The sequence below is a fragment of the Zavarzinia sp. genome (assembly GCF_041650655.1).
GTDB lineage: Bacteria > Pseudomonadota > Alphaproteobacteria > Zavarziniales > Zavarziniaceae > Zavarzinia.
On record NZ_JBAZKR010000013.1, the window covers coordinates 48,019 to 60,613 of the forward strand.

Sequence of the window (12,595 nt, forward strand, 5' to 3'; positions counted from 1 at the left end):
TCAAGCCTGGAGCGCCAGGTCGTCCCGGCCGAGCCCCGCGGGAATGGCCGGGTCGTCCCGGCCGGGGGCGGTTTCAGAGGACGGCGCCAGGGGAGGTGCCGCCGGTGGTGTCTTGTGCGGGCTGGCCTGGCCGGCGATGCGGCGGGGCCAGACTTCGATATCCTGCTTGATCACGGCGCCGTAGCGATCGCCGTCGACCGGATCGAAGCGCGGCCGCTCGAAAGCGATCACCCGCGTGGCCAGGCCGAAGGCTTCGGCGAGGTCGTGGGTGACCATGACGACCGTGATTTCTTCCTCGTTCCAGAGCCGGCGCATCAGGGCGTGGATCTCGCCCCGGATGCCGGGGTCGAGGGCGCCGAAGGGCTCGTCGAGCAGCAGGACCTTGGGCTTGCGGATCAGCGCTTGGGCGAGGGCGAGGCGCTGCTGCATGCCGCCGGAGAGCTGGGCCGGATATTTCTTCTCGTGTTCGGCGAGGCCGACGCAGGCCAGCATCTCGCGCGCCTCGGCGATGGCCTTGGCCCGGGCCGCACCGAACAGGCGGGCAAAGAAGCCGCCCCGCTCGAATTCGAGGCCGAGCAACACGTTGCCGAGCACGGTCAGATGGGGAAAGACCGAATAGCGCTGGAACACGACGCCGCGTTCCGCCGTCGGCTCGCCTGCGATCGGCTTACCGTCGATCGTGATCTCGCCCCGCGTCGGCACTTCTTCCGAGAGCAGCATGCGCAGAAAGGTGGTCTTGCCGCAGCCGGACGGGCCGACCAGGGCGACGAAGGCGCGCGGCTCGATCTCGAGGTTGATGCGCTCGAGCACGACGCGCTCGTCGTATTCCTTCCACAGGTTCCGGATCGTGATCGCTGACATTACGCAGTCCTCGCGGCGGCGAACCAGGGGAAGGCCAGGCTCTGCACGCGGCGGAGCCCGAGATCCATGAGAAAGGCGAGCAGCGTGATCCAGGCGACATAGGGCAGGATCACATCCATGGCGAGATAGCGCCGGACCAGGAAGATCCGATAGCCGAGGCCGGATTCAGAGGCGATCGCTTCGGCCGCGATCAGGAACAGCCAGGCCGGCCCGAGGCTGAGGCGGAGCGAGTCGAGCAGGCGCGGCAGGATCTGCGGCAGCACCACCCGCTGCACGATGCCGAAGGTGGAGGCGCCCAGTGTCTGCGCCTTGATCAATTGCTGGGTCGGCAGTTCCTCGGTCCGGAGGGCGAGGTCGCGGATCATCACCGGGGCGAGGCCGATCACGATCAGGGTGATCTTGGAGGCTTCGCCGAGGCCGAGCACGATGAACAGAATGGGCAGCACGGCGAGCGGCGGCACCATCGAGAACACCCCGACGAAGGCGCCCATCAGCGCCTTCACATGGGGCAGCAAGCCGATCGCGATGCCGAGGCAGAGGCTGATCAGGGTCGAGATCGAAAGCGCCACGAAAAGGCGCACCAGGCTCGCCCCGGTATCGAGCCACCAGATCACGTCGCCGGTGCGCGGATCTTCGCTCAAGGCCATGCGGTCGATCGTGTCGGCGAAGGACGACAGGGCGGGCAGCAGCTTGTCGGTCGGATTGTCGGCGAGACGGAGCGCCGAGCCGATCAAATAGAGGATGGCGACGATGACGAAGGGCAGCACGGCCAGCAAGGCGCGGGTGCCGCGGCGGGGCTGGCGGTTGATCGCACGCATGCGAAGGACCTCAGCGCCGGAACGGCGAAGGCAGTGGAAGCGGCGGGGCGGAGAGTGAGGACGAGCGCACCATGATACCAACTCCCGTAACATGTTCAGACCGACGACGACCTGACCTCTTGGGAATTGGCGAGACCCTAGTGACGCCAATTCCTGGTCACCGAGGCCTCCCGGGCTTTTCTCCCGCCGTGCATCGAACCGGATGTCTCCCGGCCCGACGGCAGCTCTCGGACCAGACACCGGAAGATCCGGCCGGAACCCTAGCCACCAAACTCTGTATGCAAGTACAGCAAAGCCCGTGCCAAATGGCAAGCGCCGAATTCCGCGGCTCTCGAAACATATTGCACCGCAAGAAGGCGGAATTTTGGACAGAATGCTGCATTGCGATGCCCAATCCTTATGCAGGCCCCGGCGCGAAAAAGGTCTAGACCTTTAGCGCCGCGCATCCGTCTTCCGCGCAAGCGGCATCGCGTGCATCATCGCGGCGCTCAAGGGAATACCGCCGTCATGACCTGGTCCGTCCTCCTGCTCGTGCTCGCCGCCGCCGCCCTTCACGCGGGCTGGAACACCGCGGTGAAGGCGGCCGGACTGCCCGCTGTGGCGACCGCCCGGCTCTGCGTCGGCGGCATCGTCATCGCCGTCTTCGCCCTGCCTTTCCTGCCCTGGCCGGCGGCCGGCGCCTGGCCCTTCCTGGCCGCTTCAGTGGTCATTCACGTGGTCTATTTCCGGCTCACCGCGGCGGCCTACGAGACGGTCGACCTCTCCCTCGCCTATCCGATGATGCGGGGCGGCGGCATCCTGGTCACGGCCGCATTGGCGCCCCTTCTCTTCACCGATGCCCTGCCCTGGCTCGGCCTCGGCGGCATCGGCATCGTCGGCCTCGCCCTGGTCGGGCTCGCCCTCGGCGGCGGGCGGATGGGGCGCCGCGGGCTCGCCGTGGTGGGTGCCAATGCGCTGGTGATCGGTGCCTATTCGCTGATCGACGGCATGGGCGTGCGCGCCTCGGGCGCACCGCTCGCCTATACGGTGCTGGTCTTTTCGCTCGGCGGGGCCGGCAATCTCGCGGTGATCGGCGCGACCCGCGGGCTCGGCGCGCTGCGCGACCTGGTCAACCGGCGCGACCTTGTGCTCGCCGTCGCGGGCGGGGCTTCGGCGATCGGCTCCTATGCCCTGGTGCTGACCGCCATGACGCTGGCGCCGGTCGCCCTGATCGCCGCGCTGCGCGAAACCTCGATGATCTTCGCCACCGGCTTCGCCGCCTTCCTGCTGCACGAGAACGTCGGGCGGCGGCGCGCGGCCGCGGCCCTGGCGCTGGCGGCCGGCGCCGTCGCGATCAAGCTGGCCTGACCCGGAGCCACCCAGCGTCCGACGCGGGAAATCGGGGCGCTTCAGGACGCCCAGGCCCCCCCGATCGTCATGCCCGGGCTGGCCCCGGGCATCCACGAGAACACCGAGCCGGGAGAGAGACGTGGATCGCCGGGTCGAGCCCGGCGATGACGAGAGGATTGTCGCCCGCCAGCCCTCAGGCCGGCTTGCCGCCGAAGGCGAAGTCCTGGAAGTGCGGGTGTCGCATCATCCACCAATAGGTCAGGGTGAAGCCCGGCCAGTTGTTGGTGATGCGGCCCGCCGCGTTCTTGTACCAGGAGTTACAGCCGGCGTTCCACACCGTCTTCTCGAAGTCCTTCTGCAGGCCGTCGTTGTAGGCGGCCTGGGCGGCCGGCGTCACATCGGCCCAGGCGGCGCCGCGGCGCGTCACCTCATCCATGGTGGCGAGGATGTAGCGGACCTGCTGCTCGATCATGAAGATGATCGAATTATGCCCGAGGTTGGTATTGGGCCCGTAGAGCACGAAGAAATTCGGGAAGCCCGCGACCGAGACGCCGCGATGCGCCTCCGCCCCGTTACGCCAGCGCTCGTTCAGCTCGGCGCCCTGGCGGCCCCAGACCTTCATCGGGGCGATGAAGCTCTGCGTCTCGAAGCCGGTGCCGTAGATCAGGCAATCGACCTCGTGCAGGCGGCCGTCCTTGGTCAGCACGCCCTTCTCGGTCACGGCCGCGATGGCATCGGTCACCACCTCGACATTGGGCTGCGACAGCGCCGGGTACCAGTCGTTGGAGATCAGGATGCGCTTGCAGCCGACCGGGAAATCCGGCTGCAGCTTGGCCTTCAGGGCGGGATCGGTGACCTGCTTGTCGAGCTGGCCCTGGCACTGTTTCTCGGCCAGGCGGGCGAACAGGCCCTTCGCCCGGCGGAGCGAGGGGAAGCGCGCTTCGAGCAGGAAATAGGTATAGGCGCGGTAGGCCCGCTGCACGCCGGGAACATGGCGGAACAGGAACTTTGCCCAGGCCGGGAAGACGTGGTCGTCCTTCGCGATCATCCAGGCGGGGCTGCGCTGGAACAGGCTGAGCTTGGCGACCTTCGGCTGGATCTCGGGCACGAACTGGATGGCCGAGGCACCGGTGCCGATCACGGCGACGCGTTTGCCCGCAAGATCGTAGCCATGGTCCCAATAGGCGGAGTGGAAGGCCTTGCCCTTGAAGCTCTCCAGCCCCGGGATCTTGGGGAACTGCGGCCGGCTGAGCTGGCCGAGGCCGGAGACGACATAGCGCGCCTCGACCGTCGCGCCATCGGCGAGCGAGACGGTCCACAGGCCGCGGGCCTCGTCGAAACGCGCCTCGGTCACTTCCGACTTGAAGCGGATGTGGCGGTGCAGGTCGTATTTCTTCGCGCAGTGGTCGATGTAGTCGACGATTTCCGGCTGTTTCGCGAAGCGGCGCGACCAGTTCGGATTGAGCTCGAAGGAATAGGAATAGAGGTGGCAGGGCACGTCGCAGCCCGCACCCGGATAGGAATTCTCCCGCCAGGTGCCGCCGACCGCCTCGGCCTTCTCCAGGATCACGAAATCCTGCTCGCCCCGGCGCTTCAACTGGATCGCCATGCAAAGACCGGCAAAGCCGGTGCCGATCACGCAAACCTTCACGGGCGCCATCGGATCTCCCCTCCTCTGTTCCTGCGGTCTTGATCGTGCCGCGGTGAGTGCAGGATAGAGGCGCTCCAATTCGCACGCCACGTTCGCTTCGGCCAACGACTTGATAGTTTCGGCCAAAGTGGCAAGATCCCTCCATGCGCACCACCCTGAAGCGCCGGCGCTGGTCGGTGATCAGCCTGCGGGTCCTGGCCGACGCGCTCGCCGCGCGCGGGTGGGATATTGCGCCCTTCCTGGCGGGGGCCGGCCTCGCACCGGACGTGTTGGACGACACGCGGCGCCTGATCGCGGCGACCGACGAGCTGGCCGTGATCGCCGCCGTGCTGGACGACCTGGGCGATCCGCCCGGCTTCGGGCTCGAGGTCGGGCGGCGCTACCGCGTGGCCGCTTACGGCGTCTGGGGCTTCGCCCTGCTGGCCAGCCCGACCTTGCGCGGCGCCCTGCTGCTCGGCCTCGAATATCAGGATCTGACCTTCAGCCTGATGGCGATCGATGTCGTCTCGGTGGAAGCGGAGGATGCCGTGGTGTTCGACGATCGCACGGTACCGGCGGCGCTGCGCCGCTTCATGATCGAGCGCGACATCGCCGCCTGCCGCCAGATCGTGACCGACCTCTGGGGTGCGCCCCTGCCCTGCCGGAGCGCCAGCTTCCGCTTCCCCGCGCCGGCCGACCCGGCCGCCTATGCCGCGGCGCTGGAATGCCCCGTGGTCTTCGATGCGGCACAGAACGCGCTCCACTACGACCACCAGGTCCTGGACCGGCCCCTGCCCCAGGCCAATCCGGCGGTCGCGGCGCTCCACATCGAAGCCTGCCACGCGCGGCTCCGCCAGATCCGGGGCGAGGATGAATTCGTCGAGAAGGTGGCGGCAGTGGCGCTGGCCGATCCCGGCCATTTCCCGCCGCTCGACGCGGTCGCCGAAAAGCTCGGCCTGTCGGAACGGACACTGCGGCGGAAACTGGCCGACTCCGGCCTCGGCTACCGCGACCTGATCGCCCGCCTGCGCCAGGATCTCGCCTGCGAGATGCTGCGCACCACCGGCCTCAGCGTCGAGGCGGTGGCGGAACGCCTCGGCTATGCCGAAACCGCGAGCTTCACCCATGCCTTCCGGCGCTGGACCGGGCAGGCGCCGAGCCGTTTCGCCCGCGGCGCCCGCTGATCCTTGCCCGCAGGTCCTTCAGGCGCGAACGCTGCGTCCGGCGCCCTGGGTATCGATGGCGTAGCCGGCCGAGCGGACGGTGCGGATCATGTCCTTGCCGCCGTGGGCGTTCAGCGCCTTGCGCAGGCGGCGGATGTGGACGTCCACCGTGCGCTGCTCGATATAGATGTCGCGACCCCAGACGGCATCCAGGATCTGCTCGCGGCTGAACACCCGCCCCGGGTTTTCCAGGAAATGGCGCAGCAGGCGGAATTCGGTCGGGCCGAGGTGGACCTCGACGCCGTTCCGCAGCACCCGGTGGGCCGAGAGATCCATCTCGACGTCGGCATAGGCGAGGCCGTCTTCCGACAGGGCCGGGCGCGACCGGCGCAGCACGGCGCGGATGCGGGCCAGCAGCTCGGTCGGCGAGAAGGGCTTGGTCACATAGTCGTCGGCACCGGATTCGAGGCCGCGGATGCGGTCGCTCTCTTCCGTGCGGGCAGTCAGCAGGATGATCGGAACCTGGCGCGTCGCCTGCTTGCGGCGGAGCTGGCGGCAGATCTCGATGCCGGAGACCGAGGGCAGCATCCAGTCGAGCACGACGAGGTCGGGCAGACGCTCGTCCACCATCATCAGGGCTTCGTCGCCGTCGCTGCTGGTCCTGACCTCGAAGCCGTTGGCTTCGAGGTTGTAACGCAGCAGGTCGACGAGGGCCGGTTCGTCCTCGACGATCAGGATCGATGGCTTCATAGCGACCGCTGCCCCGTTCATGCCGCCTGCGTCGGATCCGCCACTTCCGCGGTGGTATCCGCCTTCGGGCGGTCGATCGCCATGCGGCGCCCGCGCGAGATGAAATAGATCGTCTCGGCCATGTTGGTGGCGTGATCGCCGATCCGTTCCAGGTTCTTGGCGATGAACAGGAGATGCGTGCAGCCGGTGATGGTGCGCGGATCTTCCATCATGTAGGTCAGCAGTTCGCGGAACACGCTGTTGTACATCTCGTCGAGGAAGGTGTCGCGGTCGCGCACCATGACGGCCTTGTCGGCATCGTCGTTGGAGAGCGCGTCGAGCACGTCCTTCACCATCGAGAGAACCATGTCGCCCATGCGCGGGATGGCGTGCATCGGCTGGGTCGGCACCGCGACGCCGAGCGCCATGGAACGCTTGGCGATATTCTTGGCGTAGTCGCCGATCCGCTCGAGATCGGTCGCCAGCTTGAGCGAACCGACGATGAAGCGGAGATCGAGCGCCATCGGCTGACGCAGCGCGAGCAGCCGGGTGACGAGATCGGAGATTTCGCCGTCGAAGACGTCGATCCGCGCATCGGAAGAGATGGTGCGTTCGGCGAGCGCCCTGTCGCGCCGCACGATCGCCTGGATCGCGGCGGCGACATTGGTCTCGGCGATGCCGCCCATGCGCAGGATCTTGGTCCTGAGAGCGTTCAGCTCCTGGTCGAAGGAAGCGACGGTATGCGAGTCGGCCATGGTCTCGGTCCCCTCTGGATCAGCCGAAGCGGCCGGTGACATAGTCTTGCGTCCGCTTGTCGACCGGCCGGGTGAAGATATCCTCGGTCAGGCCGAATTCGACCAGCTCGCCCAGATACATGAAGGCGGTGTGCTTGGAGGCGCGGGCCGCCTGCTGCATCGAATGGGTCACGATAACGATCGTGAAATTCTCGCGCAATTCGTCCATCAGCTCTTCGATCTTGGCGGTCGAGATCGGATCGAGCGCCGAGCAGGGCTCGTCCATCAGGATCACCTCGGGCTTCACCGCGATCGTGCGGGCGATGCACAGGCGCTGCTGCTGGCCGCCCGACAGGCCGAGGCCGGAGGTTTGGAGCTTGTCCTTCACCTCGTTCCACAGCGCGGCGCCCTTCAGCGCGGCTTCGACGCGGCCGTCCATTTCGGACTTGGGCAGGCGCTCGTAGAGGCGGACGCCGAAGGCGATGTTGTCGTAGATCGACATCGGGAAGGGCGTCGGCTTCTGGAACACCATGCCGACGCGGGCGCGCAGCATGTTCAGATCCAGCTTGGGATCCAGGATGTTCAGCTTGTCCAGCATGACGTCACCCTCGGCGCGCTGGCCGGGGTAGAGGTCGTACATGCGGTTCAGGATGCGCAACAGGGTCGACTTGCCGCAGCCCGAGGGACCGATGAAGGCGGTCACCTGGCGGGAATAGATGGGCATGGTCACGTTGCGCAGCGCATGTTTGTCGCCGTACCAGAAATTCAGGTTCTTGATCGAGATCTTGGGGCTCAGGTCCGGCTCGGCCAGCTGCTGGGCTGTCTGCATGATGTTCATCCTCGGGTTCCTGATGGGGTCACGACTGGCTGGCGCGGGCCGAGAGGGCGCGGGCCACGATGTTCAGGGCCAGGATCGTCAGGGTGATGATCAACGCGCCCGCCCAAGCGAGCTTCTGCCAGTCCTCATAGGGGCTCAGTGCGAACTGGAAGATGGTCACCGGCAGATTGGCCATCGGTGCGTTCAGGTTGCTGCTCCAGAACTGATTGTTCAGCGCCGTGAAGAGGAGCGGCGCCGTCTCGCCCGAGATGCGCGCCACGGCGAGCAGGACGCCGGTCAGGATGCCGCTCTGCGCCGCCCTGTAGGCGACCCGGACGATCGTATGGGCGCGCGGCGCACCAAGTGCCGCCGATGCCTCGCGGAGGCCTTGCGGCACTAGGTTCAGCATGTCCTCGGTGGTACGGACGACGACCGGTATGACCAGGATGGCCAGCGCGATGCAGCCCGCCCAGGCCGAGAAATGGCCCATCTGGACGACCAGCACTTCGTAGACGAAGAGGCCGACGATGATCGAGGGCGCCGCCAGCAGGATGTCGTTGATGAAGCGGACGACGGTCGAGAACTTCTCGTAGCGACCGTATTCCGCCAGATAGGTACCGGCCAGGATGCCGACCGGCGTGCCGATGGCGACGCCGATCGCAGTCATGATGCCGGTGCCGTAGATGGCGTTCAGCAGGCCGCCCTCGTTGCCCGGCGGCGGCGTCATCTCGGTGAAGACGGCGATCGACAGGCTGCCGATGCCTTCGTAGATCAGGGCGCCCAGGATGAGGGCGAGCCAGGCGAGGCCGAACAGGGTGGCGGCGGTCGCCAGACCCATCGAGAGCCGGTTGCGCATCCGGCGGCGCGAATAGAGGTCGACCATCAGCGCTTACCCTTGTTCTCGAGGCGGTAGAGCATCAGACGCGCGGCCGCCAGCACCAGGAAGGTGATGATGAAGAGGATGAAGCCGAGGGCGACCAGCGACGAAGTGTAGAGGTCGCCGACGGCTTCGGTGAATTCATTGGCGATGGTGGCCGAGATCGTGGTGCCCGGCGCCAGGATCGATTGCGAGATCCGGTGCGCGTTGCCGATCACGAAGGTGACCGCCATGGTTTCGCCCAGCGCCCGGCCGAGGCCGAGCATGACGCCGCCGATCACACCCGTGCGGGTATAGGGCAGGACGATATTCCAGACCACTTCCCAGGTCGTGCAGCCGATACCGTAGGCCGATTCCTTCAGCATGGGCGGCACGGTGTTGAAGACGTCGCGCGTCACCGAGGTGATGAAGGGCAGCACCATGATCGCCAGCACGATGGCCGCGGTGAAGATGCCGATGCCGTAGGGCGGGCCCTTGAACAAGCCGTTCAGCAGGGGCACGTCGGCGAAGACCGCGATCAGGAAGGGCTGGACATTCGCCTGCAGGAAGGGCGCCAGGAAGAACAGGCCCCAGATGCCGTAGATGATCGACGGGATGCCGGCCAGCAGCTCGATGGCGATGCCGATCGGGCGGCGCAGCGTCATGGGGCAGAGTTCGGTCAGGAAAATGGCTATGCCGAGACTGACCGGGATGCCGATCAGCATGGCCAGGATCGAGGTCACCAGGGTGCCGTAGATGGGCGCCAGCGCGCCGAATTTCTCGGTCACCGGGTTCCAGGTTTCGGTGAAGACGAAGTCGAGACCGAAGGTGGAGAGGGCGGGCAGAGCGCCGTGGACCAGCGCGATCGTCACACCGCCGAGGAGCAGAAGCACGACCAGCGCGAAGAAGCGCGTCGCCCATTTGAAGACAAGATCCCGGCTGCTGAGGCGCCCCAGCGCCAGTGCCCTGAGATCCCGCTCTTGTTCGATGATCGTGGCCAATTCAGTCATCTCCACGCCTTCTCCTCGAATGGCGCGGCCGGGCTGCCCCCAAGACAGGGGCAAGTCCGGCCGACACCGTTACGGGATTACTTGGGCTCGTAGACCGGCTTGCCGTCCGGACCGACGATTTCAGTCGTCCACAGCTTCACGACCATCTTCTGCACGTTTTCGGGCATCGGAACATAGTCGAGGCCTTCGGCCATGGCGCCGCCGTTCTTGTAGGCCCAGGTGAAGAAGCGCAGGGCGACATTGGCGGCGTTGGCGTCGTCGACCTTCTTGTGCATCAGGATGAAGGACGCACCGGTGATCGGCCAGGACTTGTCGCCCGGCTGGTTGGTCAGCACCAGGTAGAGACCCGGGGCCTTTTCCCAGTCGGCGTTGGCGGCCGCGGCCTGGAAGGAGGCGATTTCGGGCGCCACGGTCTTGCCGGCAGCGTTGACCATCTTCAGGTAGGTCATGCTGTTCTGCTTGGCATAGGCGTATTCGACGTAACCGACGGCACCGTCCGTCTGCTTCGTCATGTTGGCGACGCCTTCGTTACCCTTGGCGCCGATGCCGGCCGGCCATTCGACCGAGGTATTGGCACCGATCTTTTCCTTGAACTCGGGCAGCACCGAGCTCAGGTAGGTGGTGAACAGGAAGTTGGTGCCCGAGCCGTCCGAACGGTAGATCGGCGCGATCGCGGTCGACGGCAGATTGACGCCGGGGTTCAGCTTGGCGATCTCGGGGGCGTTCCAGGTGGTGATCTCGCCCATGTACATCTTGGCCAGGGTCGGGCCGTCGATGACGATCTGGCCCGGCGCGATGCCGCCGAGGTTCACGACCGGCACGACGCCGCCCATGATCATCGGCCACTGGATCAGGTCGTCGGCCGCCAGTTCTTCGGCGGTCAGCGGCTTGTCGGAGGCGCCGAAGGTGACGGTCTTCGCCTTGATCTGCTTGATGCCGCCGCCGGAGCCGATCGACTGGTAGTTCAGGCCGATGCCGGTGGTCTTCTTGTAGTCGTCCGCCCACTTACCATAGATCGGGTAAGGGAAGGTCGCACCGGCGCCCGAGATGTCGGTCGCATGGGCAGCACCGATGCTGCCGGCCAGCGCCAGTGCCAGAACGGCACCACGCGAGGCGATCTTGCTGATGAAGGTCACGGGGGTCTCCTAGCTTTTCGGTTCCAACCCGGCCGCACACTAGACGCGAATTATGACAGTTTTGCTCATGCACACTGTCAAAGTCCGGAATCTGCGGCGCTAGACAGGTGGCGGGACAGGTCTAGCGGCCAATCTGCCACACCCGGTACCCGGGTATGGAGAAGCGACAGCGCCGCGCACTGCCGTCGGCTGTGACGGCCGACACAGTCCGGCGCGGCCAGGACTGGTAAGCAGACCACGACCGGCCCTGTCGCCCGTTCGAGCAGAGGATTTCAACCATGGCAACCGAAGTCGCGATCATGACCTTCGTCAGTAATGCCGGCGGCCACGGCCCCGGCCATTCGGCCGTCGCGGTCGGCGACATCGCCTATACATTCGAGAATGTCGGCGGCGGTTGGCTGCAATCGGGCTCCGGCTGGCTGGCCAAGAACAAGGCCGACTACATGCGGGCGAACGAGCACCGGCCCATTCTGCTGCAATATCTGAACGCCAAAGCGGTCCCCGGCTTCATCCAGGAATATGTCAAGAAGTCGTCCGACAACGACGACGACTACGTCGGCTCGGGCGTCTGCTCGACCCAGGTCTCGAAGGCGGTGAATTATTCCCTGCCCGAAGGCGTGATCTTCGATCCCAAAGGGATCGACACGCCCTTCGGCGTGTTCCATTGCGCGCGGCGGATGCAGCTCGTGATCCGCGAGGAATACACTTGGCCGGGCCGGGGCAAGATCCCCGTGCTGGCTTGGGCCTCGATCGTCAACACGCTCAAATCCGACTATCCGGGCGTGCTCGACAAGCTCGACATTTCGCGCTGAGCCCTATTCGGCCATGGGCAGGTAGACGGTGAAGGTGGTGCCCTTGCCGACCGTCGAATCGATCGTCATGGCGCCCCGGTGGCGGTTGACGATGTGCTTCACGATGGCGAGGCCGAGGCCGGTGCCGCCCATGTCGCGGCTGCGCGCAGTATCGACCCGGTAGAAGCGCTCGGTCAGGCGCGGCAGATGCTCGCGCGAGATGCCGGGGCCTTCATCGGTGATGGCGACGGCGACGGGCGTGGCGTTGCCGGGCCATCCGGCGCGTGCCGGCACCCGGTCAAGCACCCGCGCCTCGACCCGGACCTTGCCACCCTGGCGGCCATATTTGATGGCATTGTCGATCAGGTTGGTGAACACCTGTTCGAGCTCGCCCTCGTCGCCCAGGACGGCGGGCAGGTCGGCCGGCAAGGCGAGCTCGACCGTCGCCTGCTTCGCCTTGGCGCGGAAGTCGAGGCCGGTCACCACGCGGCGCACGATCGGGCCGAGTTCGACCGGATCGGCCGGCGGCGTATGTTCGGTGAGCTCGATCCGGGACAGCGACAGGAGATCCGAGACCAGGCGCGCCATGCGCTCGACCTGGGCAGCCATGGTCTTCAGGAAGCGTTCACGGGCCGTGGTATCGTCGCGGGCCGGGCCCTGCAGGGTTTCGATATAGCCGGCCAGGGCGGCCAGCGGCGTCCTGATCTCATGGCTCGCGTTG

General features: G+C 66.4%; 13 protein-coding genes and 1 riboswitch. Of the genes, 3 read left to right on the forward strand and 10 right to left on the reverse strand.

What is annotated here, in order from left to right:
- Window positions 1-861, reverse strand: a complete 861-nt coding sequence (locus WC493_RS04680; protein WP_373063027.1) for an ABC transporter ATP-binding protein — start codon at window positions 859-861, stop codon at window positions 1-3.
- Window positions 861-1,679, reverse strand: a complete 819-nt coding sequence (locus WC493_RS04685) for an ABC transporter permease (protein WP_373063029.1) — start codon at window positions 1,677-1,679, stop codon at window positions 861-863. Before WC493_RS04685 ends, WC493_RS04680 begins: the two co-directional genes overlap by 1 nt.
- A gap of 165 nt (window positions 1,680-1,844) precedes the next feature.
- Window positions 1,845-1,954, reverse strand: a riboswitch (guanidine-I (ykkC/yxkD leader).
- A 232-nt stretch (window positions 1,955-2,186) separates the two neighbouring features.
- On the opposite strand from WC493_RS04685, the gene WC493_RS04690 reads away from it, so the two are divergent.
- On the forward strand, window positions 2,187-3,026 hold the full coding sequence (locus tag WC493_RS04690; protein ID WP_373063031.1) for an EamA family transporter: 840 nt from the start codon (window positions 2,187-2,189) through the stop codon (window positions 3,024-3,026).
- 175 nt (window positions 3,027-3,201) lie between these two features.
- Here WC493_RS04690 and WC493_RS04695 read toward each other — a convergent pair whose 3' ends face one another.
- Entirely contained in the window at window positions 3,202-4,668 is a 1,467-nt protein-coding gene (locus WC493_RS04695; protein ID WP_373063033.1) for a flavin-containing monooxygenase, read from the reverse strand.
- 134 nt (window positions 4,669-4,802) lie between these two features.
- Between WC493_RS04695 and WC493_RS04700 the strand changes: the two genes are divergently transcribed.
- A complete protein-coding gene (locus tag WC493_RS04700; RefSeq protein WP_373063035.1) occupies window positions 4,803-5,822 on the forward strand; it encodes an AraC family transcriptional regulator in 1,020 nt (339 codons plus the stop codon).
- Window positions 5,823-5,840: 18 nt separating this feature from the next.
- On the opposite strand, the gene phoB is transcribed toward WC493_RS04700, so the two are convergent.
- From phoB to pstS, 6 genes are all read right to left on the reverse strand, one after another.
- Entirely contained in the window at window positions 5,841-6,551 is a 711-nt protein-coding gene (gene phoB, locus WC493_RS04705; RefSeq protein WP_373063037.1) for a phosphate regulon transcriptional regulator PhoB, read from the reverse strand.
- A gap of 17 nt (window positions 6,552-6,568) precedes the next feature.
- Window positions 6,569-7,285 carry a phosphate signaling complex protein PhoU gene (gene phoU / locus WC493_RS04710; protein ID WP_373063039.1) on the reverse strand — a complete coding sequence of 239 codons (717 nt, stop codon included), beginning with the start codon at window positions 7,283-7,285 and terminating at the stop codon, window positions 6,569-6,571.
- 19 nt (window positions 7,286-7,304) lie between these two features.
- Complete coding sequence (gene pstB, locus WC493_RS04715; RefSeq protein WP_373063041.1) at window positions 7,305-8,093, reverse strand: phosphate ABC transporter ATP-binding protein PstB; 789 nt, start codon at window positions 8,091-8,093, stop codon at window positions 7,305-7,307.
- 28 nt (window positions 8,094-8,121) lie between these two features.
- Window positions 8,122-8,964, reverse strand: coding sequence for a phosphate ABC transporter permease PstA (gene pstA / locus WC493_RS04720; RefSeq protein ID WP_373063043.1), 843 nt, complete (start codon window positions 8,962-8,964; stop codon window positions 8,122-8,124).
- Entirely contained in the window at window positions 8,964-9,947 is a 984-nt protein-coding gene (gene pstC, locus WC493_RS04725; RefSeq protein ID WP_373063045.1) for a phosphate ABC transporter permease subunit PstC, read from the reverse strand. The genes pstA and pstC overlap by 1 nt, the downstream gene beginning before the upstream one ends.
- Window positions 9,948-10,024: 77 nt before the next feature.
- Complete coding sequence (gene pstS / locus WC493_RS04730; RefSeq protein ID WP_373063047.1) at window positions 10,025-11,083, reverse strand: phosphate ABC transporter substrate-binding protein PstS; 1,059 nt, start codon at window positions 11,081-11,083, stop codon at window positions 10,025-10,027.
- Between the two features lie 278 nt (window positions 11,084-11,361).
- Here pstS and WC493_RS04735 point away from each other — a divergent pair, with 278 nt between their 5' ends.
- On the forward strand, window positions 11,362-11,895 hold the full coding sequence (locus WC493_RS04735; protein WP_373063049.1) for a hypothetical protein: 534 nt from the start codon (window positions 11,362-11,364) through the stop codon (window positions 11,893-11,895).
- 3 nt (window positions 11,896-11,898) lie between these two features.
- Here WC493_RS04735 and WC493_RS04740 read toward each other — a convergent pair.
- The coding region (locus tag WC493_RS04740; RefSeq protein ID WP_373063051.1) for a sensor histidine kinase at window positions 11,899-12,595 on the reverse strand (697 nt) is incomplete at its 5' end.

Excerpts from the sequence above, each read along its gene's own strand:
- WC493_RS04680 (WP_373063027.1), bottom strand. The coding sequence starts at position 861 with ATGTCAGCGATCACGATCCGGAACCTGTGGAAGGAATACGACGAGCGC.
- WC493_RS04685 (WP_373063029.1), bottom strand. The coding sequence starts at position 1,679 with ATGCGTGCGATCAACCGCCAGCCCCGCCGCGGCACCCGCGCCTTGCTG.
- WC493_RS04690 (WP_373063031.1), top strand. The coding sequence starts at position 2,187 with ATGACCTGGTCCGTCCTCCTGCTCGTGCTCGCCGCCGCCGCCCTTCAC.
- WC493_RS04695 (WP_373063033.1), bottom strand. The coding sequence starts at position 4,668 with ATGGCGCCCGTGAAGGTTTGCGTGATCGGCACCGGCTTTGCCGGTCTT.
- WC493_RS04700 (WP_373063035.1), top strand. The coding sequence starts at position 4,803 with ATGCGCACCACCCTGAAGCGCCGGCGCTGGTCGGTGATCAGCCTGCGG.
- phoB (WP_373063037.1), bottom strand. The coding sequence starts at position 6,551 with ATGAAGCCATCGATCCTGATCGTCGAGGACGAACCGGCCCTCGTCGAC.
- phoU (WP_373063039.1), bottom strand. The coding sequence starts at position 7,285 with ATGGCCGACTCGCATACCGTCGCTTCCTTCGACCAGGAGCTGAACGCT.
- pstB (WP_373063041.1), bottom strand. The coding sequence starts at position 8,093 with ATGCAGACAGCCCAGCAGCTGGCCGAGCCGGACCTGAGCCCCAAGATC.
- pstA (WP_373063043.1), bottom strand. The coding sequence starts at position 8,964 with ATGGTCGACCTCTATTCGCGCCGCCGGATGCGCAACCGGCTCTCGATG.
- pstC (WP_373063045.1), bottom strand. The coding sequence starts at position 9,947 with ATGACTGAATTGGCCACGATCATCGAACAAGAGCGGGATCTCAGGGCA.
- WC493_RS04735 (WP_373063049.1), top strand. The coding sequence starts at position 11,362 with ATGGCAACCGAAGTCGCGATCATGACCTTCGTCAGTAATGCCGGCGGC.